The 19,635-nt window shown below is 72.6% G+C and carries 22 protein-coding genes and 1 tRNA gene; 11 read left to right on the forward strand and 12 right to left on the reverse strand.

The genetic code is table 11. From position 1 onward, the window contains the following. Positions 1 to 62 precede the first annotated feature (62 nt). Positions 63 to 422, forward strand: coding sequence for an antibiotic biosynthesis monooxygenase family protein (locus OHS33_RS10925; protein WP_330330193.1), 360 nt, complete (start codon positions 63 to 65; stop codon positions 420 to 422). Between the two features lie 19 nt (positions 423 to 441). Here the strand turns inward: OHS33_RS10925 and OHS33_RS10930 are convergent, their stop codons facing one another. Beyond that, complete coding sequence (locus OHS33_RS10930; protein WP_330330194.1) at positions 442 to 837, reverse strand: nuclear transport factor 2 family protein; 396 nt, start codon at positions 835 to 837, stop codon at positions 442 to 444. A 116-nt stretch (positions 838 to 953) separates the two neighbouring features. On the opposite strand from OHS33_RS10930, the gene OHS33_RS10935 reads away from it, so the two are divergent. Then, positions 954 to 1,463, forward strand: a complete 510-nt coding sequence (locus tag OHS33_RS10935; protein ID WP_330330195.1) for a GNAT family N-acetyltransferase — start codon at positions 954 to 956, stop codon at positions 1,461 to 1,463. A gap of 76 nt (positions 1,464 to 1,539) precedes the next feature. On the opposite strand, the gene OHS33_RS10940 is transcribed toward OHS33_RS10935, so the two are convergent. Further along, a complete protein-coding gene (locus OHS33_RS10940; protein ID WP_330335002.1) occupies positions 1,540 to 3,591 on the reverse strand; it encodes an MFS transporter in 2,052 nt (683 codons plus the stop codon). A 214-nt stretch (positions 3,592 to 3,805) separates the two neighbouring features. Between OHS33_RS10940 and OHS33_RS10945 the strand changes: the two genes are divergently transcribed. Beyond that, positions 3,806 to 4,507 (forward strand): HAD-IA family hydrolase, encoded by a 702-nt coding sequence (locus OHS33_RS10945; protein WP_330330196.1) that lies wholly within the window; start codon positions 3,806 to 3,808, stop codon positions 4,505 to 4,507. Between the two features lie 89 nt (positions 4,508 to 4,596). On the opposite strand, the gene OHS33_RS10950 is transcribed toward OHS33_RS10945, so the two are convergent. Next, on the reverse strand, positions 4,597 to 5,178 hold the full coding sequence (locus OHS33_RS10950) for a TMEM165/GDT1 family protein (RefSeq protein WP_330330197.1): 582 nt from the start codon (positions 5,176 to 5,178) through the stop codon (positions 4,597 to 4,599). 515 nt (positions 5,179 to 5,693) lie between these two features. Between OHS33_RS10950 and OHS33_RS10955 the strand changes: the two genes are divergently transcribed. The 5 genes from OHS33_RS10955 (at position 5,694) to OHS33_RS10975 (ending at position 10,691) form a co-directional block, all read left to right on the forward strand. Further along, positions 5,694 to 6,338 (forward strand): HNH endonuclease family protein, encoded by a 645-nt coding sequence (locus OHS33_RS10955; RefSeq protein WP_330330198.1) that lies wholly within the window; start codon positions 5,694 to 5,696, stop codon positions 6,336 to 6,338. A gap of 148 nt (positions 6,339 to 6,486) precedes the next feature. Next, on the forward strand, positions 6,487 to 8,160 hold the full coding sequence (locus OHS33_RS10960; protein WP_330330199.1) for an alkaline phosphatase D family protein: 1,674 nt from the start codon (positions 6,487 to 6,489) through the stop codon (positions 8,158 to 8,160). A gap of 157 nt (positions 8,161 to 8,317) precedes the next feature. Next, complete coding sequence (locus tag OHS33_RS10965; RefSeq protein WP_330330200.1) at positions 8,318 to 8,944, forward strand: DedA family protein; 627 nt, start codon at positions 8,318 to 8,320, stop codon at positions 8,942 to 8,944. Positions 8,945 to 9,147: 203 nt separating this feature from the next. Then, complete coding sequence (locus OHS33_RS10970) at positions 9,148 to 9,654, forward strand: hypothetical protein (RefSeq protein ID WP_330330201.1); 507 nt, start codon at positions 9,148 to 9,150, stop codon at positions 9,652 to 9,654. A 140-nt stretch (positions 9,655 to 9,794) separates the two neighbouring features. After that, positions 9,795 to 10,691, forward strand: coding sequence for a universal stress protein (locus OHS33_RS10975; protein WP_330330202.1), 897 nt, complete (start codon positions 9,795 to 9,797; stop codon positions 10,689 to 10,691). 27 nt (positions 10,692 to 10,718) lie between these two features. Here OHS33_RS10975 and OHS33_RS10980 read toward each other — a convergent pair whose 3' ends face one another. The 6 genes from OHS33_RS10980 to OHS33_RS11005 all read right to left on the reverse strand — a co-directional run bounded on the left by OHS33_RS10980 (position 10,719) and on the right by OHS33_RS11005 (position 13,044). Further along, entirely contained in the window at positions 10,719 to 10,973 is a 255-nt protein-coding gene (locus OHS33_RS10980; protein ID WP_330330203.1) for a DUF2277 domain-containing protein, read from the reverse strand. Positions 10,974 to 10,993: 20 nt separating this feature from the next. Then, positions 10,994 to 11,692 (reverse strand): TRADD-N-associated membrane domain-containing protein, encoded by a 699-nt coding sequence (locus tag OHS33_RS10985; protein ID WP_330330204.1) that lies wholly within the window; start codon positions 11,690 to 11,692, stop codon positions 10,994 to 10,996. Between the two features lie 103 nt (positions 11,693 to 11,795). Then, on the reverse strand, positions 11,796 to 11,987 hold the full coding sequence (locus OHS33_RS10990) for a DUF1059 domain-containing protein (RefSeq protein WP_330330205.1): 192 nt from the start codon (positions 11,985 to 11,987) through the stop codon (positions 11,796 to 11,798). A gap of 136 nt (positions 11,988 to 12,123) precedes the next feature. Beyond that, positions 12,124 to 12,357 (reverse strand): helix-turn-helix domain-containing protein, encoded by a 234-nt coding sequence (locus OHS33_RS10995; protein ID WP_330330206.1) that lies wholly within the window; start codon positions 12,355 to 12,357, stop codon positions 12,124 to 12,126. Continuing rightward, positions 12,357 to 12,848, reverse strand: coding sequence for a DUF2975 domain-containing protein (locus tag OHS33_RS11000; RefSeq protein ID WP_330330207.1), 492 nt, complete (start codon positions 12,846 to 12,848; stop codon positions 12,357 to 12,359). The genes OHS33_RS10995 and OHS33_RS11000 overlap by 1 nt, the downstream gene beginning before the upstream one ends. A gap of 124 nt (positions 12,849 to 12,972) precedes the next feature. Then, positions 12,973 to 13,044 (reverse strand) — tRNA-Val (locus OHS33_RS11005). A gap of 115 nt (positions 13,045 to 13,159) precedes the next feature. Between OHS33_RS11005 and OHS33_RS11010 the strand changes: the two genes are divergently transcribed. The 3 genes from OHS33_RS11010 to OHS33_RS11020 all read left to right on the forward strand — a co-directional run bounded on the left by OHS33_RS11010 (position 13,160) and on the right by OHS33_RS11020 (position 15,498). Next, a complete protein-coding gene (locus tag OHS33_RS11010) occupies positions 13,160 to 14,404 on the forward strand; it encodes a hypothetical protein (RefSeq protein ID WP_330330208.1) in 1,245 nt (414 codons plus the stop codon). An 84-nt stretch (positions 14,405 to 14,488) separates the two neighbouring features. Further along, positions 14,489 to 15,208 (forward strand): DUF4383 domain-containing protein, encoded by a 720-nt coding sequence (locus tag OHS33_RS11015; protein WP_330330209.1) that lies wholly within the window; start codon positions 14,489 to 14,491, stop codon positions 15,206 to 15,208. A gap of 65 nt (positions 15,209 to 15,273) precedes the next feature. Next, complete coding sequence (locus tag OHS33_RS11020; RefSeq protein WP_330330210.1) at positions 15,274 to 15,498, forward strand: FmdB family zinc ribbon protein; 225 nt, start codon at positions 15,274 to 15,276, stop codon at positions 15,496 to 15,498. A 33-nt stretch (positions 15,499 to 15,531) separates the two neighbouring features. Here the strand turns inward: OHS33_RS11020 and OHS33_RS11025 are convergent, their stop codons facing one another. The 3 genes from OHS33_RS11025 to OHS33_RS11035 are packed head-to-tail and all read right to left on the reverse strand — an operon-like array spanning position 15,532 to position 19,627. Then, entirely contained in the window at positions 15,532 to 16,191 is a 660-nt protein-coding gene (locus OHS33_RS11025; RefSeq protein WP_330330211.1) for an O-methyltransferase, read from the reverse strand. Next, complete coding sequence (locus tag OHS33_RS11030; RefSeq protein WP_330330212.1) at positions 16,188 to 17,009, reverse strand: HAD family hydrolase; 822 nt, start codon at positions 17,007 to 17,009, stop codon at positions 16,188 to 16,190. The genes OHS33_RS11025 and OHS33_RS11030 overlap by 4 nt, the downstream gene beginning before the upstream one ends. Next, complete coding sequence (locus OHS33_RS11035) at positions 17,006 to 19,627, reverse strand: phosphoribosyltransferase (RefSeq protein ID WP_330330213.1); 2,622 nt, start codon at positions 19,625 to 19,627, stop codon at positions 17,006 to 17,008. Before OHS33_RS11035 ends, OHS33_RS11030 begins: the two co-directional genes overlap by 4 nt. Positions 19,628 to 19,635: the final 8 nt, after the last annotated feature.

The raw sequence follows: 19,635 nt of genomic DNA on the forward strand, positions 1-19,635 counted from the left end.
GGCTGCCGCGATGAATTACCCGGGACGACGATATCCCGCATGGGATACCTAGGATGGCGGGCATGAGCATCGTGAAGATCAACGCACTGTCCGTGCCCGCTGAGCAGCGGGAGGTCTTGGAGCGGCGGTTCGCCTCGCGGGCGGGCTCCGTGGAGAACTCGGACGGGTTCGAGTGGTTCGAACTGCTGCGTCCCGTCGAGGGGACCGATCAGTACTTGGTGTACACCAGGTGGCGTTCGGAGGCCGATTTCCAGGCGTGGATGGACGGGCCCATGAAGGCGGCACACCAAGGCCCCCAGGGCGGCGGGCAGGGCGCTGGGGGCGGCGGCGAGGGCGGCGGGGAGCGGCCGAAGCCGGCGGCTACGGCGTCCCAGGTGTGGTCCTTCGAGGTCGTGCAGCAGGCGGCGCCGAAGCAGGGCTGACGCTTACTCGGTGGGGCGCTCAGCTCCAGAAGGCGTCGGACTCGTCGATGTCCGCCACGCACTCGTCGATGTCGGTGATCTTGTTGCCGATGAGGGTGAAGAAGAGCCCTCCGTGCATCTCGATCCCGCGGTCGCCGCGGTCGGCGCGCACCTGGTGGACCGAAATCACGTGCCCCCGGCCGTCGGCGAGCACCGTCTCCAGGTCCACCCGCAGGGTGCCCTTCGTCTCGGTGCCGAGGGTCCGGTAGTAGTCGAGGACGGCTTCCCGGCCCTTGTGGTGTCCGGACAGCGGGCTCTTGCCGGGGACGTGGTGGATGACGTCGGCCGTCATCAAGGTGGCCATCGTCTCCAGGTCACCCGCGCTGAAGGCCTGGTAGCCGCGGCGGATCACGGCGACGTCGGGGTGCTCCGACATGGCGTTCACACCCTTCGTTGGTGGGAGAGGAGGGGGAAATGCCCTTTTTCATATCATCGGCCCGAGGCTGTGGATATTCCAGGCGAAGGGGCGGGCCCAGCCTCCAGAATGGCGCCATGAACGGCACGAAGAGCGCGGGCGTGGACGGTTGGTCGGTGGGTCCGGAGCGGTACACGGACCCCGACTCGGTCGTCCTGCGCCGCGCGTACTACGCGGAACTCGCCGGGCGGTACTACCACCGCACGATGACGGAAGCCGAGATCGACGAGGCCCTGATCGCGGACTTCCCGGACGACGACCTCGTCCTGCCCACGGGAGAGTTCCTGGTCGGCCGACTGGACGGCGAGCCGCTGGCCTGCGGCGGCATACGCCTGCTGGACCCGGAGACCGCCGAGCTGACCCGGGTGTACGTCGACCCCCGCACCCGCGGCACGGGCGGCGGCGCGGCGGTCCTCGCGGCGCTGGAGGCGGTGGCCTGGTCCCTGGGCGCGCGACGGGTGCTCCTGGACACCCGCTCCGACCTGGTGGAGGCCCGAGCGCTGTATGCGAAGCACGGGTACGACGAGATACCCGCGTACAACGACAGCGAGTACGCCGAGCACTGGTTCGCCAAGCGCCGCCCCTGACGAAGCGGCGCGGTGGGGGCAAGGGGCGGCGGGAAAGGGCGGGGCGGGGGGCTCGCGGTCAGGCGGGCTCGGCGGGTCAGCGGGCCTCGTGGTCGCGGCGCGGGAGGGTGTCGTAGGGCTCCTCCGCGTCGGATCCGCACAGCTCGGCGTTGATCTCGCCGACGAGTTTGATCAGGTCGGTGGGCCGGTCGGGGCCCCACCAGTCACCGAGCAGTTCGGCGAGCGATTCCTGCCGCGCGTCCGCCAGCTTTACGGCCGCCGCGCGCCCCGGCTCGGTCAGGACCAGCGGGATCCCGTCCCGGACGGCGAGTCCGCGCTCTTCGACCTGGCGGGCGGCTTCGGTGATCGCCTTGATCGGCACGCTGGTGCGTTCCGCGAGCATCGCGGGTTCGACCGAGCCGTACTTCTTCATCCGCAGCAGCAGCCAGCTGGCGGCGGGGAGCAGGTCGAAGCCCGCCTTCTCGGTGATGTTCTCGTAGACGTGCCGGCGGCCCTCCCGGGTGCCGAGGACCGACAGCGCCCGGGCGACCTCGTCGTGTGAGGAGCGCTCGACCGGGTTGGAGGCGAGGGTCTCCGTCACATCGGGGGCGGTCACCGAGCCGCGCAGCTTGTCCTCCTTCAGGAACCAGGCGACGAGGAAGGCCAGCAGGACTACGGGGACGGCGTAGAGGAAGACGTCGGTGATGGAGGTCGCGTAGGCGTCCAGGACCCGGGGGCGCAGTGCCGGGGGCAGGGCCCCGATCGCCCGGGGGTCGGCCTTGAGCGCGGCCGCCGTCCCGGGCGGCAGCCGGACGCCGGTGAGGGCGGAGACGAGCTTCTCGTCGAGCCGGTTGGTGAAGACCGTGCCGAAGATGGCCACGCCGAAGGAGGCTCCGATGGAGCGGAAGAAGGTCGCGCCGGAGGTGGCGACGCCGAGGTCGGCGTAACTGACCGAGTTCTGCACTGCCAGCACCAGTACCTGCATGACCAGGCCGAGCCCGACGCCGAAGACGAAGAAGTACGCGCTCATCTCCCAGGTGGAGCTGGTGCGGTGCAGCTGGTGCAGGAGGAGCAGGCCGATGGCGGTGATCGCGGTGCCGGCGATGGGGAAGACCTTCCACCGTCCGGTCCGGCTGACGATCTGGCCCGAGACGGTGGAGGAGATCAGCAGGCCGAGCACCATGGGCAGCATGTGGACGCCGGACATGGTGGGCGAGACGCCCTGGACGACCTGGAGGAAGGTCGGCAGGTAGACCATCGCGCCGAACATCGCGAAGCCGACGATGAAGCTGATCAGCGAGCAGAGCGTGAAGGTCCGGATCCGGAAGAGCCCCAGCGGCAGCACGGGTTCGGCGGCGCGGCGCTCGACGAGCAGGAACGCGGCGAGCAGCACCACGCCGACCACGGCGAGGCCGATGATCCGCGCCGAGCTCCAGCCCCAGGTGCCGCCGAAGGAGGCGACCAGCACCAGGCAGGTGGCGACGGAGGCGATCAGGAAGGTGCCGAGGTAGTCGATCGTGTGCCGGGAGGAGCGCTTGGGGATGTGCAGGACCGCCGCGATCACGGCCAGGGCGACGAGGCCGATGGGGAGGTTGATGTAGAAGACCCACCGCCAGGACAGGTGGTCCACGAACAGTCCGCCCAGCAGCGGGCCGAGCACGCTGGTCGCGCCGAAGACGGCCCCGAAGAGTCCCTGGTACTTGCCGCGTTCGCGGGGCGGGACGATGTCGCCGACGATCGCCATCGACAGCACCATCAGGCCGCCGCCGCCGAGTCCCTGGAGTGCGCGGAAGCCGATGAGCTGCGGCATGTTCTGGGCCAGCCCGCAGAGCGCGGATCCGATCAGGAACAGGACGATGGCCGCCTGGAAGAGCTTCTTGCGCCCGTACTGGTCGCCGAGCTTGCCCCACAGGGGCGTGGCGGCGGTGGAGGCGAGCATGTAGGCGGTGACGACCCAGGACAGGTGCTCCATCCCGCCGAGGTCGCTGACGATCGTCGGCAGGGCGGTGGAGACGATGGTCTGGTCGAGCGAGGCGATCAGCAGGCCGAGCAGCAGCGCGCCGATGGAGACGAGGACTTCGCGGGAGGCGTGTTCGTCGCCCGGGCCGCGCGCGGGATCCACAGCCGATGCGGTCACTTCCTGGGCCATCGGCTCCTCCTCGGGGACCGGGCGGTAGGACATCTCCATCCTGAGCGGTGTGTCCCGTTACGGCCTGTCGGGAGACCTTGGTCACTGAACTGGCCCAACCCCCGAAACATTTTGTATCCTGGCGAAACAAAGTGGCTCCGCCTGCATACCCTGACCGGTGGGCGGAGCCACTTGTTTCATTTCCCCCCGCCGCGCCCTTGTCTGGAGACCCCTGATGCCGGCCAGCACCACCGCCGCCACCGCAGCCGCCGCCACCCCCGTCGTCCTCAGCGCCAAGGCGCTGCTCCTGGACATGGACGGCACCATCGTCAATTCCGACGCGGTGGTCGAGCGCTGCTGGCGCGAGTGGGCGGTGACGCACGGGCTGGATCCGCACGAGGTCATCAAGGTGGTCCACGGCCGCCAGGGCTACGCCACGATGGCGATCCTGCTCCCGGAGCGTCCGATGGCGGAGAACCACGCCGAGAACGCCGTGATGCTGGCCCGGGAGACCGCCGACACCGACGGTGTGGTCCCGGTCGGTGGCGCCGAGGCCTTCATGGCCGCCATCGCGGCCCTCCCGCACGCCCTGGTCACCTCCGCGGACCTGGCACTGGCCACGGCCCGGATGACCGCGGCCGGCCTCCCGATGCCGCGGGTCCGGGTGACGGCCGAGTCGGTGTCGGCCAGCAAGCCCGACCCGGAGGGCTTCCTCAAGGGCGCCGCCGCACTGGGCGTGGACCCGGCCGACTGCATCGTCTTCGAGGACTCCGCGGCAGGCATCGCGGCGGGCCTCGCGGCGGGCATGCGCGTCATCGGCGTGGGCCCCCGCGCCGCCGCCCACGCCCCCACGGCCCATGTCCCGGACCTCACCGCCCTCGACATCACCACCACCCCCACGGGCACCCTCCACCTCACCCTCTCCCCGACCCGCTGACCGCCCGGCGGCACCGGGCCGGGGCGCGGCCCCAGCCGCACCCCGCCCGCCCGCCGCCGGAACCAGCCGGATCAGCCGGTCCAGCCGGTTCAGCCCGCGATCGCCTCGTACAGCGAGAACACGGCCAGCGCCGCCATCACGCACGCCGCGACCTTCGTGATCAGCCGCAGCGGGATGTACTTCATCAGCGTGCGCCCGCCCAGGATGCCGATCCCCGCGACCGCCCACAGGGCCAGGACCGCTCCGATGCCGACCGAAAGGGGGTCGTCGTAGCGGGCCGCGAGGTTGGCGGTCATGATCTGCGTCAGGTCACCGAACTCGGCGACCAGGATCAGCATGAAGCCCGCCCCGGAGACCTTCCAGAAGGACTGGTCGGCCGGTTCCTTGACCTCCTCGTCCTCCTCGTTCTTCTTCAGGAGCAGCATCGCCGCGCCCGCCAGGAACAGGAGGCCGACGACCGCCTGCACGAGGCGGTGCGGCAGCAGGGTCAGGACGCTGGCGGCGGCGATGGCCAGCGCCACGTGCACCGCGAAGGCCGCGGCCACGCCCACGAAGACGTAGGACGCGCGGTAACGGGTGCCGAGCATCAGCCCGGCGAGGGCCGTCTTGTCGGGGAGTTCGGCGAGGAAGACGACGCCGAACGCGATCGCCAGGATGCTGAAGCTGATCACGGGGTGAAACCTCAATCGGTCGGGCAGGACGCCATCGGGACCGAGAGACCAGGGTGTTTCAGGGGTCGCTTCGGCACGGCGGCGCCCTGTGTGCAAACAGGACACTGCGGCCGAAGGTCTCGCTGGCCGACCGCTGACGCGGCCTGCCTCCGGGCGCCGGCTGGAGTGACCCAGCAGTATGTCGACGGTCCGGCGAAGAGCTACTCCCCTTCTGCTCGATACAGCGTACGCGACCCCCGGCACCGCCCCAAATAGGCCTTTGGTCCCCCAATCCGGACCCGCGCCCCGGCCCCGCGCGCACCGCCGCCCCGGGCCCGCGACCGCGACGCGACTGCCCGAACACCACCCGGAACCTCAACTTCCATTTCCACCAAGGCAGTTGCACACCTTGATGTGACGTGCTCATGTCGCCAGGCTGTCACCTGGCGCCCATCCCCGCGAAACCCGGCGCCGCAACCATGGCCGGGCCCCGCCGGGGCCGCACGGCCCGTCCCCCCACCTCAAGGGAGCCCTTCATGCCCGCCGTCTACGCGCGTCGCATTGGCATGTTCGCCTCAGCAGTAGCCCTCGCCGCCGTCGCCGCGCTGGTCAACGCACCGGCCGCCCAGGCCGCCCCGCCCGCGCCGATCAGCGCCGCCGACGCCCGTGCGTACCTGGCCACGGTGACCCCCCAGCCGGAAGGTTCCTCCAGCGGCTACAGCCGCTCCCTCTTCCCCCACTGGATCACCCAGTCCGGCACGTGCAACACCCGCGAGGTCGTCCTCAAGCGCGACGGCGTGAACGTGACCCAGGACTCCTCCTGTGCCGCCGTCAGCGGAAGTTGGTACTCCGAGTACGACGGCGCCACCTGGACCGCCGCTTCCGACCTGGACATCGACCACATGGTGCCGCTCGCCGAAGCCTGGCGTTCCGGGGCCAGTTCCTGGACCACCGCCAAGCGCCAGCAGTTCGCCAACGACCTGACCCGCCCCCAGCTCATAGCCGTGACCGACAACGTCAACCAGGCCAAGGGCGACAAGGACCCGGCCGCGTGGCTGCCGCCGCGCACCGCCTACCGCTGCACCTACGTCCGCATGTGGGTGAACGTGAAGCAGTACTGGGGCCTGACCATCGACTCCGCCGAGAAGACCGCCCTGACGAACGTCCTCAACGGCTGCTGACCCCGGCCGCCGACCCCGGCTGCTGACCCCCCGCCGGTCTCCCCCGCGCGGGGAATCGATCTCCCCCGCCAGGGGGAGCCACTCACCCCCCTCCACGTCGTACCTTGTGATTCAAGGGGACAAGGAGACGTGGAGGAGGGGGAGTTGGATGACCGGACTGCTGCTGGGACCACTGCTGCGGTACGTCGACTGGGATACGGGCGCCTCGGCGACCATATGGGTCGAGTCCGACCGCCCGGCCACCGCCGAGGTCCGCTGCGCCGACGGCGCCGGCGGTAGCGCGCGCACGTTCCAGATAGCCGGTCACCACTACGCGCTGGTGCCGGTGACCGGCCTGACCCCGGGCAGCACCACGGCGTATGACGTGCTGCTCGACGGCGTCCAGGTGTGGCCGCTGCCCGACAGCGACTTTCCTCCGAGCACCATCAGCACCCCCGCCGCTCCGGGTCGTGAGCGGCCGGGCCCGGGACCCGGGCTCAAGGTCACCTTCGGGTCCTGCCGCCAGGCCGCCCCGCCCGCCGGCCGGCGCGGTCCGCACGGCGCGGACGCGCTCGACACCCTCGCCGCCCGGCTCGCCGCCGACCCCGGGGCGGAGCGGCCCGACCTGCTGCTCCTGCTCGGCGACCAGGTCTATGCCGACCAGCTGTCCCGGGAGACCGGGCAGTGGCTCGCCGCCCGCCGGGACCTGCGCGAGGCACCCGGCGCCCAGGTCGCCGACTACGAGGAGTACACCCGGCTCTACTACGAATCCTGGCTGGACCCGGAGATCCGCTGGCTCCTGTCGACCGTGCCCAGCCTGCAGATATTCGACGATCACGACGTGTGCGACGACTGGAACACCAGCGCCGCCTGGCTGGCGGGGATGCGGGCCACGCCCTGGTGGCGGGAGCGGATCCTCAGCGCGCTGATGTCGTACTGGGTCCACCAGCACCTGGGGAACCTCTCCCCCGCCGAGCTGGCGGCCGACGCGCTCTATGCGGCGGTCCGGGAGACCCCCGACGGGACGGAGACCCTGCGCGCCTTCGCCGCCGCCGCGGATGCCGACCCCGCCACCGTCCGCTGGAGCTACCGCCGGGACTTCGGCCGGACCCGGCTGCTGATGGTGGACACCCGGGCCGCGCGGGTGCTGGCGGAGGACGGGCGGGCGATGCTCGACCCGGCGGAGCAGCAGTGGGTCCGGGACAATGCGCTGGAGGGGCACGGAAGCTATGACCACCTGCTGATCGGCTCCTCGCTGCCCTGGTTGATGCCTCCGCTGATCCACGACGCCGAGGTGTGGAACGCGGCGCTGTGCCGCGGCGAGCGCGGGCCGCGCTGGGCGCGGATCGCGGAGGATCTGCGCCGGCGCGCCGACCTGGAGCACTGGGCGGCCTTCCCGGCCTCCTTCGAGGCGCTGAGCGACCTGATCGAGCAGGTGGGGACGGGACCGCGGGCTCCCGCGACGGTCTGCGTCCTGTCGGGAGACGTTCATCACGCGTATGTGGCCGAGCCCCGCATACCCAGCACGTCCCGCGTCTACCAGCTGACGTGCTCCCCCGTGCACAACTCGATCCACACCGCGGTGAAGCTGGGGTTCCGGCTCGGCTGGTCGCGGACCGGGCGGTGGCTGGGCCGCGGGCTGTCGCGGCACGGGCGTACGGGCCGGCCGCCGCTGAGCTGGCGGCGTACGGGCGGGCCCTGGTTCGGCAACCAGCTGATGACCCTGGCCCTGGCGGGACGTACGGCGCGGCTGCGGCTGGACCAGGCCCACAAGGGGCGCTGGCCGCGGCGCGGCGGGGCCCGACTGGTGACCGTCATGGACCGCGAGCTGACCGGGGTGTGACCGGGGTGTGACAGCAACCTGACACAGGAGGTGCCCCGGGGGCACGCGGTGCCAGTGTGCGGCGTACGCTGTATGGCTGTCAGCCGCCCCTGCCGCTCCCCCGCGACGTCGCGGCGCTTCAACGCTGAAGCACGTCACTTGGACTGGGGAGTCCGTTTTGTTTGAGACTGTGGGGTCGCTGACCACGAGCCCGTGGATCTACGCCGTGGTGGCACTGTCCGTGCTGCTCGACGTCTTCCTGCCCGTACTGCCGAGCGGTGTCCTGGTGATCGCCGCGGCCGCCGCCGCGGCCACCGGAGGCGGCTCACCCGTGGCGATGCCGGGTCAGGTGCCCGACATCCTGCCGCTGCTGGCCGTGGCCACCAGCGCGTCCGTACTGGGCGACCTGGCCGCGTACCGGGCGGGCCGCCGTGGCGGGGACTGGCTCGACCGGGCCATCGGCCGTTCGCGTCGGCTCAGCCGCGCCCAGGAGCGCCTCGGTGTGGCGCTGGCCCGGGGTGGTGGCGCCCTCGTGGTGATCGCCCGCTTCGCCCCGGCCGGCCGCTCGGTGGTCTCGCTGGGCGCGGGCAAGCGCCACCGTGAGGTGCGGGAGTTCCTGCCCTGGTCCCTGCTGGCCGGCATGGCGTGGGCGGGGTACAGCGTCTCGCTCGGCTACTACGGCACGCAGTGGCTCGGCGCGACCTGGCTCGGCACCGCGGTGTCGGTGATCGCCCTCTTCGGCGCGGGCGGCCTGGCCGCCTACATGGTCCGCCGCCCGGCCCCGGTTCCCGTCCCGGCCTCCTGACCGCCGCGGAGGTCCACTCCCCCGGGGATCCGTACAGGCCTCCCCCGGGGATCCGTACAGGCCTCCCCAGGGGGCTCCCTCGGGCGGAGCAGTGGCCTCACCCGTTCACCCGGCTCCGATCGCCGCCCCGGGGCCCGGCTCCTAGCGTCCACAGCACGGTGCGCGACCGGCTGCGCCGTTCCAGGAGCCGAGGAGTTCCGTCCATGCCCGCCACGCACCGCCGTCTGCCGCCCCTCGCGACCGTCCTCCCCGGCGCCGCACTCTGCGCGCTCGCCCTGTCCGCCGTCACGCCGACCCTCGCGCACGCCAATCCCTCCGCCACCGTGTCCCCCGTCTCCGTCGCGCCGGGCCAGCGGATCGCGCTCAACGTCACCGGCTGCGGCACCAAGACCGGCCGGGCCTCGTCCCGGGCCTTCGGGGAGGTACAGCTCACCCCGGGGAACCTGGAGGCAGCCAACCTCTTCGGCGGCGCCGACGTACTGCGTACCGCGGCCGTCGGCTCCCACCCGGTGACCTTCGAGTGCGGGGGCCCCGGCGGCACCCGCGTCACCGTCCCGCTGACCGTCATCGCGGGCGGAGCGCGCGGCGGCACCGGCGGCAGCGTCGGATCGACGAGCACCGGCCAGATCGCGGTTGGCGGCGCCCTGGTCGCGAGCGCGCTCGGCGCGGGGGTCTGGGTGATGCGGCGCCGCGCCGAAGCGGCCGCCTGAGGGGAAGCGGGCGGGTCGGGGCGGGGCCGATCGGGGTGGGGCGGGTGGCCGATGGTCCCGTCGACCCGGGACCTTCCCCCCTCCCGCTCCGCGGCGTGCTCCGCAAGGCTGAGGCCACGCACTTCTGCAAGGAGCCCGCCATGGACCAGCGCCCAGTGATCGCCGCCGTAGACGGTTCGGAGAACGCCAACCGGGCACTGGAATGGGCGATGTCGCAGGCCCTGATGGCCGGGGCGCCCCTGCGGATCGTGCACGCCCGGCTCTACGCGTCCTCGATCGGCTCCGTCATGGCGAGCGCCTTCGAGCAGCCGGGACAGGACGACGACCCGGTGCTGATCCGGGTCCGCGCCGCCCTCGCGGGCCGCACCGGGCTGCCGGTGATCGAGTACGCGTCCCACCCCGGCACCCCTGACAACGTGCTGCCGGAACTCGGCGGCGGCGCCCGGATGATGGTGCTGGGTTCCCGCGGGCGCGGCGGCTTCGCCAGCCTGCTGCTCGGCTCGAACGGTCTGGCGTGCGCGAGCCGCGCCGCCTGCCCGGTCGTGGTGGTGCCGCGCGCCGAACCGCCGTCGCACGACCCGTACGGCCAGGTCGTCCTCGGCCTGAACAGCGCCGCCCCCGACGACGGCACCAGCCACTTCGCCTTCCGCGAGGCGTCCCGGCGCGGGGCCCGCCTGCAGGTGGTGGCGGCCCACGCGTGGCCGGGCCCGATGTTCACGCCAGCGGGCACCCTCACCACCGCCGCGCACGACGAGGCGGCAGCCGGGTACCAGGTCACCGCGCTGGCGTCGGCGCACCTGCGTCCGCACCGGGAGCGGTTCCCCGGCGTGGACGTGGAGGTGGTCGCTGCGCCGGGCGACGCCGCGGGTCACCTGGTCGCGGCCTCGCAGGCGGCCGACCTGATCGTCATCGGCCGCCACCGCAAGCGGCCGTTCTCACCGCACCTGGGTTCGGTGACCAACGCGGTGCTGCTGCACACGGCCTGCCCGGCGGCGGTGGTCCCGCTGGAGGAGAACGCGGTGCCGGTCACCGCGTGAGTCACGCCGTGACCGGAGCCGCGTGAGTCACGCGGTGACCGGAGCCGCCTCCGGCTGCGGCTGCGGCTGCGGCTGCCCGCGTACGTGCACCCCGTCGAGCAGCACCCGGGTCGCCTCGGCGATGGCGGCGACGGCCGCGTCGAAGACCTCCCGGTTGTGCGCGGCGGGCGCCCGGAACCCGGACACCTTGCGCACGTACTGCAGCGCGGCGGCCCGGATCTCCTCCTCGGTGGCCTTCTCGGGGATGGCTGGCGGTCGCAACGTCTTGATACTCCGGCACATACCCCCACTATCCCCCGCCGCTATCCCTCTGCGGGCGGCAGCTCGGCGCCGGACAGCTTCATGATCAGACCGGCTTGCAGGCGCGCCTTCAGTGCCGGATCCGTCACCTGCGCCAACAGCCCGATGGCCTGCTGCGTGGTCTCGGCGGCCCGCCGGTCGTCCCGCAGCGAGGCGGTCTGCTCGGACATGTGCCGCAGCGCGAGGTCGGCCCGCCGGTGGAAGAGCTGCCCGATCAGCGTGACCACCACCCCGACCGAACTGGTCACGATCCCGAGGTACAGGTCCCCGGTGCTCTCGGCCTTCCACACCGCGAGCCCCACCCCGAGCAGCAGGATCGTCGCCCCGAACCCGGCGAACCGCTGGCTGGTGGCGAAGCTGCTGCGCGCCTGGGTGAGCCCGTACGCGTAGTACTCGACGAGCAGCGGAGTGAAGTCGTCCCGCCGGTCCCCGAGCCGCGCCACCACCGGCGGCACGGGCCGACTCCCGCCGACATCCACGTACTTGGGATCCGCGCCCTCCCCCACCACCTCCCCCGGCGGGCGCCCGTCCGGCACGTCACTCCCCGGGCCGACCTGCGCGAGCAGCCGCTCCCGCTCCTCGTCCCGCTTCCGCTCGAACCGCGCGTCGTCGCGCCACGAGAGCACGGCCCCGACCGTCCCCACCGCCAGCGCGACGGCACCCACCCCCACGCCGCCGACCCACTCAAGGCTCCCCACCATCCCCCGACCATCCCACGCCCACGCCCCGCACGAAATGGCCCCGCCGCACGCAAAACCCCCCGCCGATCATGGCAGCGGGGGGCCTTTGTACGGGGCGGGGACGTCAGGCGTGCTGAGGCACCTCGTCCTTCAGCAGGCTCCGCAGCGTGGCACGGAATTCCGGGGTGTCGGCCTCGCTGTGCACGGACGCGCCGTGCTGGGCGGCCGCGACGATCACTTCCTCTTCCTCGCCGGAGATGGCCAGGCTGCACTTGGCTTCGCTTGGGTAGTCCCTGCAGTCGATGACCTTGCGCATGGTGTGCCTCCCGGTTGGTGGTGCGACTGCCGACGTCGCCGTCCGAGCGGCGCCCGGGCGGGAGGGCGGGGGCAGGTGCGTACAGGGTCACCTTCCACGATCCTCCTTACGGATCCGGGACGCGCTCTGAGGCACGTCATCCACTCACGGATCCCTCATCCCCATCCTCGGCCTCCCAGCGCAGCAGGTCGCCCGGCTGGCACCCGAGCACCTCGCAGAGCGCGGCGAGCGTCGCGAAGCGCACCGCCTTGGCCCGGCCGTTCTTGAGGACCGCCAGGTTGGCGGGCGTGATCCCGACACGGTCCGCGAGCTCGCCCACGGACATCTTCCGCTTGGCCAGCATCACGTCGATGTCGACGGCGATCGGCATCAGATGACCTCGTCCAACTCGGCCTGCATGTGGGTCGCTTCGACGTCGCGCGCGACGGCCTGCGCGAGCAGCATCCGCAGCACGAGCACGATGAGCGCGACCCCCAGGATCGCGACGCCGACCCCGGCCATGATGACGGTGACGCCCGGGTCCTCCCGCTGCCCCGGCGCATTGACGGCCGTGACCGCGAACCACACGAGGGAGGCCGCCACGATCGAGCCGATGACGCCGTCCACGTACCGGAAGGCCGCAGGGGAGAACACGGTTCCGCGCCGCACCATCGTCACCAGCCGCCCCACGCAGACCAGGGCGACCTGGACGGACACCATGCCCAGGATCGTGATCACGCGCAGCGGCGTCAGCGGCAGCGCCCCGTCCTCCGGATCGCCCCCGCTGACCAACGCCCACACCATCAACGCCTGTACGAACACGGTCCCGGCGAACACCACCACGAGCACGGCGCGCAGCGCACCCACAGTCAGCTTTCCCACAACCCCTCCTCCCATCGAGCAACGATGGAAATCTATCGAATCTCGATAGCCCAAGCAAGGACTGGCAAGCACGGGAACGCAGAAGACCCCCCGCCGTGATCGGCGGGGGGTCTTCTCTTCACTGTGGGCGCGGACGGTTTCGAACCGCCGACATCTGCTTTGTAAGAGCAGCGCTCTACCCCTGAGCTACGCACCCGTGAATGAGTGGACAGCCTACATGCAGGGCGGACCCCGGACGAAAACACGATCGTGTGGGGGAGAATGGGGGCGGGCATGGTGGACGCGGTTGGACGCGGTACGGGAGAGGGATTGTGACAACGGCTTCCCGGCGGTGGTTCGGTGGGCGGGACGAGAGCCGGCGGGCGGAGGCGCAGGCCGCGAAGGATGCGGCCGCCGCCGCGTTCTACGCGCTCGACACCGCGCAGCGGGATCTGCGGATCTCGATAGAGACGATCACGGCGGCCGACGGGTCTCCCGCCGGGCGGCGGGCGGTCGAGGGGTTCGCGGAGCTGGGGCGGCGGATCGACGAAGTCAGCCAGGTCTACATCGAGGCCGTCGACGCGCACGACCTCGACCGGGACGATCTCGACGGTGCGGTGGCCGCGCGGGCCAAGCGGGAGCTGGAGCGGGCCCGGGACGAGCTGGTGCGGGTCAAGGGTGAGCTGGAGCGGTTCGACCAGGGGCTGCGGCCGCTGCTCGACAACGCCGAGTCGCAGCTGGCGCGGGTCGCGCCCGCCCGGGAGCGGGCCAAGGCCTCGCTGCTCGCGGCGGCCAACGCGCTGGACGCCGTACGGGCCTCCGGCATGCGCGCCGACGATCTGGCCGCGCGGCTCGCGGCGCTCGGCCCGGAGCTGACCATGCTCAACCAGGGCGCCGCGCAGCACGGGGTGCCCGCGACGGTGCAGCGGGCCGACCGGATCCTGCGGGACGCGGAGGCGGTCCGGGTGGAGGCGGCCCGGCTGCCGGAGCTGGCGGCCGAGATGGACCGGCGGCTGGCGAGCCTGCGGACCCGGGCGCAGGCGCTGCGCAACCGCGCCGACCGGGTGGATCCGGTGCTGAGCGAGCTGCGGCGGCGGTTCAGCGCCGACTGCTGGCAGGACCTCCAGCACGTACCCGAGCAGGCGCTGGCGTCCGTACGGCAGGCGGAGGAGCGGCTGAAGGAGGCGGGGCAGGCGCGCCACGAGCAGCGCTGGGGGGACGCTTCCGAGCTGATCGCCACCGTCCGCGAGCTGTTCGACACGGTGGACGAGGCCGTGTCGACCGCCCAGGACCGGCTGACCCGGCTGGAGGCGGTGGCCAAGGATCCGCAGGCCGAGGTCCAGCGGACCCGGTTCGCGATCCGGGACGCGCAGCGCCTCGCGATGGACGGGCGCAGCGTCCCCGATCCGCGGCACGCGCGGCCGCTGGACGAGGCGGTGGCGCGGGTGGAGCGGGCGCTGGCCGGGCTGGAGGGGCGGCACCCCGATTACTGGCACTTCCTCCAGGAGATGGAGGGCGTACGGGCGTCCGTGGCCGGGGTCGTCAATGACATGCGGGGGCGGCGCGGCACCGGGTGAGCCCGGAATCGCTGCGGGCTGGGTTGTCGGGGGGTGGGCATCGATGGATGCTGGAGGAGCCGCACCGGAACAGAGGAGGGCGCCATGGCTGCCCACACTTTCCACAGGCCCCAGGCGTCCCCCGCGCCGCATGAGCACGAACCGCATGAGGCGCACGAGCCGTACGCGGCCCATGCGCTCTACGGGTGCCACGAGGCCCATGAGCACTACGCGCCGTACATGGCCCACGAGCCGTACCCGTCGTCCCATGAGCCACCGGCATCCGCGGGCGTGCTGAGCCGCCTGCTGCATCCCGTCAACGCCCAGCTCGACGAGCACCTGCCCGCCGACCACAAGCTCAACACGGTCTACCGGGTCGGCGCGGGCCTGACCGGTCTGCTGCTGGTGGCCTTCGGGATCCTGGGGCTCATCGACCGGATCGGGTTCTTCGACACCGGCGGAGCCACCGTGCTCGCCCTGAACACCAACGGCACCCTGAGCGTCCTGTCGATCTGTATCGGGGCGCTGCTGTTCCTCGGGATGGTGATCGGCGGGACCTTCGCCTCGACCCTCAACATCACCTTGGGCCTGCTGTTCATCGCGAGCGGCTTCGTCAATCTCGCCCTGCTGGACACCGGCCTGAACTTCCTGGCCTTCCGGATCCAGAACGTCCTGTTCAGCTTCGTGGTCGGCGTGATGCTGATGTGGTTCGGGATGTACGGGCGGGTGGGCAGTGCCCTGCCGCACGACAATCCGTACTGGCGCGCCAGGCACCCGGAGGAGGCGGCCAGGGAACAACGGCGCCTGGTGTCCACCGGCCGGTAGACCTGGGCCGGTAGACCTGGGCTTGTAGACCTGGGCTTGTAGACCTGGGCCGGTAGCCTGTGCGCATGCCCCGTTACGAGTACCGCTGCCGGACCTGCGAGGACGTCTTCGAGGTCAGCCGGCCCATGGCCGAGTCCGCCGCGCCCGCGAGCTGCCCCGCCGGGCACGGCGACACCGTCAAGCTGCTGTCGGCCGTCGCCGTCGGCGGGACCAGCGCGGGCCCCGCCCCCGCCCGCTCCGGTGGAGGCGGCGGCGGAGGCGGGTGCTGCGGAGGCGGCGGCTGCGGCTAGCCGCTTCCGCCACCGCTTCCGCTACCGCTACCGCTACCGCTTGCGCGACAGCGTCAGGCCGTCCGAGATCGCGAGCATCACGGACTCCATCCGCTTGTCCGCCACCACGTGCTCGTTGAAGGCGTGGACCCCGGCCGCCGAGCCGGTCGCCGACGGGTCGAGCACCGTGCCGTGGAAGAGGGTGTTGTCCGTGACGATCAGGCCGCCCGGGCGCAGCCGCGGGACCAGCTCCTCCCAGTAGGCGATCTGGCTCTGCTTGTCCGCGTCGAGGTACACCAGGTCGATGTGCTCCTCGGACGGCATCGCCCGCAGCGTGTCCAGGGCGGCCCCGATCCGCAGTTCGACGCGGTCCGCGACCCCGGCGGCGGCCCACGCCTCGCGCCCGTACGCCGTCCACTCCTCGGAGATGTCGCAGGCGATCAGCCGCCCGTCGGCGGGCAGCGCCTGGGCCATCGACAGCGACGAGAAGCCGGTGAAGGTGCCGACCTCCACCACGTGCCGGGCGCCGGTCAGCCGGACGAGGAAGGCCAGCAGCGGCCCCTGCTCCTCGGCCGACTGCATTCCGGCGTCGTCCGGGAACTTCTCTTCGGTCGTCTCGACCAGTCCCCGCTGGACCTCGTCGAGCGGCGGGTTGTGGGCGAGCATGTACGCGTACAACTCGTCCGTGATCTTCGTGCTGTTGCCTTTGCTCATGCGCTCAGTCTGCCCACCGCACGGCTGAACTGGCGGACGATTTCCTCACCCGCCACGACTCCCCTGGTGGTCAGCGCACGCACGTTCGGGGCGTGCCATTCGGCATCGGCCAGCTCGCCGTGCCCCGGCCGCCACCCCTCGTCCGCCGCCTCCAGCAGGTCCGCGTCCAGCAGCGAGTCCCCGGCGGCCAGCGTGTGCTCGGCGCCGGTGCGCCGGGCCACCTCGCGCATGGCCGCGCTCTTGGTCAGCGGGCGCGGGACGGCGTAGATCTTGCGGCCCTGGAGCGAGACGGTCCAGCCGCGCGACCCGGCCCATTCCTCCAGCGACTTCAGCCATTCGTCCGGCACCAGGTCCCGCTCCACCACCAGGTAGGCGAAGAGGTCCTCCGCGACCCGCGCCTTGCGCAGCCACAGCGGATCGGCGGAGTCCAGCAGGTGCCCGTGCACCTCCTCCAGCGGCGCGCACTCCTGCGCGAGCCGCTTGGCCACCTGGCGCCGCCAGTCCCGGTCGGGCGCGCCGTCGACCAGCAACTGCCCGCCGTTGGCGCAGATCGCGTACGGGGCGGGCCGCCCGGGGAAGCGGATCCGCTGGTACTGCTTGCGGGTGCGCGTGGTGGTCGGGACGAAGACCACGCGGGAGTCGGCGGTGAGTTCCGCGAGCAGCGCGGCCGCCGTCTCCGTCATGAAGGAGAGCGGGCGGCTCTCGTGCACCTCGACGCACAGCAGCCGGGGGGCCACCGGGTCCGGCATGGTCAGCCCGAGGGCCGCCGCCGAGTAGATGAGCGTTCGGTCGAGATCACTGGCTACCAGGACGGTCACTTGGAGGCCACAGCCTTTCCGTCGGCGCCCGTGGCGCCGCGTGTGAAGCGGGGATGGATGAGTCCTACGCAGGTGTACGGCAGCCCGTCGGCCTCTTCGACCGGCACCCCGCGCTGCTCGGCCAGCAGGCGTACGTGGTCCAGGTCGGCCCCGGCGCCGCGCCGGGCCAGGATCTTCCACGGCACGCGGCGCAGCAGCACCCGGGTGGTCTCGCCGACGCCCGGCTTGACCAGGTTGACGTCGTGGATGCCGTACTCCTCGCTGATCCGCTCCACCGCCGCCCAGCCCTCCCAGGTCGGCGAACGGTCGGCCGCCAGCAGCTCCTTGACCTCGGCGTCGACCGCGTCGGCCACCTCGTCGAAGTGGGCGGCGACGGTGTCGACGAAGTCGACGGACACGTCGGCGCCGGCCAGCTCGCGGTAGAACTTGGCGCCGTGGAAGTCGTCCGGGCCCACCAGGTCGGAGCGCAGCACGGTCCGCGATATGAGCCCGGAGACGGTCGAGTTGAGGCAGGCGGAGGGGATCAGGAAGTCCTCGCGGGTGCCGTACGTCGACACGCAGCCACCGGGGTCGGCGAGGACCACGATCTCCGGGTCGAAGCCCGGGCCGCCCGTTTCCTCCCGGTGGGCGTCGAGGGCCGCCTTGAGTTCGCGGGTGATGGCGCCCTTGCCGGTCCAGCCGTCGACGAAGACGACGTCGGCCGGGTCGTGGTGGGCGGCGAGCCAGCGCAGCGCGTTGGCGTCGATGCCCCGGCCCCGGACGATGGAGACGGCGTAGTGCGGCAGGTCCAGACCGTGCCGCAGCTGCGCCCAGCGGCGCATCAGGACCCCGACGGGGGTGCCCGCGCGGGCGAGCGAGACCAGCACGGGGCGCGGGGACCGCTCGGCGAGGACGGTTTCGGTGACCGTGCCGACGGCGCGCGCGATGCGGGCGGCGGAGGTGGTCAGGGCGCCGCGGTACAGCTCCTGGTAGTGCGCGCTGGGCTGGTATTCGACGGGCAGGGACTCGGCGTAGTGCGCGCCGCCCGCCTGGATGGCCTCCTCGCGCTCCTCGGTGGGGGCCTCCAGCTCCAGGTCGGAGAGGTCCTGGAGGAGCCAGCCGACGTCCTCGGCCGGGTAGGAGGAGAAGGCGGGTCCGCGCAGGGGCTCGGGCAGGGCCCGCTCGTGCGTCGGCCCGTGCGTGATCGGCTCGGGCATGATCGGCTCCCGCCGGTCGTCGGGTACGGAGGACGGGGCGGGCGCGGGCCCGGTCACCGGCGCGGTCGCGGGCACGTGGGACGGTACGACCGCCAGCGCGACCCGGCCGGTGTGCGGGGCGAGCCGGGCGAGGAGGCCGTCCGGGGCGTGCAGGGCCGGGGTGTCCCCGGCCGAGTCCACGACCACGACCACGGTGTCGAAGGCGGCGCCCTCGCCGCCGGGGACGTCGCGGGCGGCCGCGACGTTGTAGGCGTAGCGCTCGCCGGGTCCGTCGGCGGGGTCGTCGTGGGCGGGGAAGACCAGCCGGGTGCGGATCGCGTAGCCGGGGTCGTCGACGGCCAGGACGGGCGAGCGGGTGGTGGTGGAGAAGCGCACCGCGTCGGCGGCGCCGGTCTCCTCCAGCGCCAGGGCGAGCCGCAGCGGGGCGTACATCAGCTCTTCGTTGCCGAGGACGAGGACCCGTCCGGGGCGCTCGCCGAGGGCGCGGGCGAGCTGCGCCCCGAGCGCGGGCAGGGCCGCCTCCAGCCGGGTGCGGTGGGCGGGCGTGAACCCGTGCCGTCCCCCGTCGGGGACCCCGGCGGGCCAGTCGAGGCGGATCCGGGCGGCGGGGGCGGGGGTCCCGGCGAGGGGTGCCTCCTGCGCGGCCTCGTACTCCTCGACCAGGCGCGTGCCCCGTTCCAGGACCCCTTCCGGCAGGCGTACGGTGCCGCTCGCCAGGGCGATCAGGTCCACCCGGGCGCCGAGGCCGTCCGCGAAGGCGGTCAGCCGGTCGCGGTCGGCCGCCGAGCGCATGTCCACCAGGGCGACCACGACATAGTGCCCGCGCGGATGGCGTTCGTGCAGGTCACGGATGGTGTTCAGGACGGTGTTGCCGGTGGAGAACTCGTCGTCGACCAGCACCAGCGGACCGGTCCCCGCCAGCAGCGCGGGGTCCTCCGGCAGCAGCAGGTGCGAGGTGGCGTGCGAGTGGGCCTCCTCGAAGCCCCCGGCGGGCCGGACGCCTGGCACCGGGCGGCGGGTGGAGTGCAGGTACGGGGCCACCCCGAGGCCGTCGGCGACGCTGTGCCCGAGCCCGGTCGCGGTCTCGGCGTACCCGAGCACCACGGCGGAGGCGGCCGCGTCACCGAGCAGCTCGCGCACCCGCAGGCCCAGCCCGTACCCGGCGCCGTGGACCACGGCCGGGGACTGCGGGACGTGCTTGCCGAGCACCTGGGACACCAGCAGGTGCGCCCGCTTGGGGTTGCGGCGCAGCGCCAGCCCGAGCAGCCCGCTGAGCCGGGGTCCCCCGGACTCCGTGTCCGAACCCGGGGCCTGCGCCTCTTCCGGGGCCTGCGCCTCTTCCAAGGCAACGCCCAGCCGGTCGGCGACCCACGTTCCTGACCACACCGCTTCGATCTTCTTGCCCTTCCTCGTCGTCGGCATCCGGTCCG

Origin of the sequence: Streptomyces sp. NBC_00536, from assembly GCF_036346295.1 — a bacterium.
In the GTDB taxonomy this organism is placed as follows: Bacteria; Actinomycetota; Actinomycetes; order Streptomycetales; family Streptomycetaceae; genus Streptomyces.

Coding starts and splice junctions, on each gene's coding strand:
- OHS33_RS10925 (WP_330330193.1), top strand. CDS start 63: ATGAGCATCGTGAAGATCAACGCACTGTCCGTGCCCGCTGAGCAGCGG.
- OHS33_RS10930 (WP_330330194.1), bottom strand. CDS start 837: ATGTCGGAGCACCCCGACGTCGCCGTGATCCGCCGCGGCTACCAGGCC.
- OHS33_RS10935 (WP_330330195.1), top strand. CDS start 954: ATGAACGGCACGAAGAGCGCGGGCGTGGACGGTTGGTCGGTGGGTCCG.
- OHS33_RS10940 (WP_330335002.1), bottom strand. CDS start 3,591: ATGGCCCAGGAAGTGACCGCATCGGCTGTGGATCCCGCGCGCGGCCCG.
- OHS33_RS10945 (WP_330330196.1), top strand. CDS start 3,806: ATGCCGGCCAGCACCACCGCCGCCACCGCAGCCGCCGCCACCCCCGTC.
- OHS33_RS10955 (WP_330330198.1), top strand. CDS start 5,694: ATGCCCGCCGTCTACGCGCGTCGCATTGGCATGTTCGCCTCAGCAGTA.
- OHS33_RS10960 (WP_330330199.1), top strand. CDS start 6,487: ATGACCGGACTGCTGCTGGGACCACTGCTGCGGTACGTCGACTGGGAT.
- OHS33_RS10970 (WP_330330201.1), top strand. CDS start 9,148: ATGCCCGCCACGCACCGCCGTCTGCCGCCCCTCGCGACCGTCCTCCCC.
- OHS33_RS10975 (WP_330330202.1), top strand. CDS start 9,795: ATGGACCAGCGCCCAGTGATCGCCGCCGTAGACGGTTCGGAGAACGCC.
- OHS33_RS10980 (WP_330330203.1), bottom strand. CDS start 10,973: ATGTGCCGGAGTATCAAGACGTTGCGACCGCCAGCCATCCCCGAGAAG.
- OHS33_RS10985 (WP_330330204.1), bottom strand. CDS start 11,692: ATGGTGGGGAGCCTTGAGTGGGTCGGCGGCGTGGGGGTGGGTGCCGTC.
- OHS33_RS10990 (WP_330330205.1), bottom strand. CDS start 11,987: ATGCGCAAGGTCATCGACTGCAGGGACTACCCAAGCGAAGCCAAGTGC.
- OHS33_RS10995 (WP_330330206.1), bottom strand. CDS start 12,357: ATGCCGATCGCCGTCGACATCGACGTGATGCTGGCCAAGCGGAAGATG.
- OHS33_RS11015 (WP_330330209.1), top strand. CDS start 14,489: ATGGCTGCCCACACTTTCCACAGGCCCCAGGCGTCCCCCGCGCCGCAT.
- OHS33_RS11020 (WP_330330210.1), top strand. CDS start 15,274: ATGCCCCGTTACGAGTACCGCTGCCGGACCTGCGAGGACGTCTTCGAG.
- OHS33_RS11025 (WP_330330211.1), bottom strand. CDS start 16,191: ATGAGCAAAGGCAACAGCACGAAGATCACGGACGAGTTGTACGCGTAC.
- OHS33_RS11035 (WP_330330213.1), bottom strand. CDS start 19,627: ATGCCGACGACGAGGAAGGGCAAGAAGATCGAAGCGGTGTGGTCAGGA.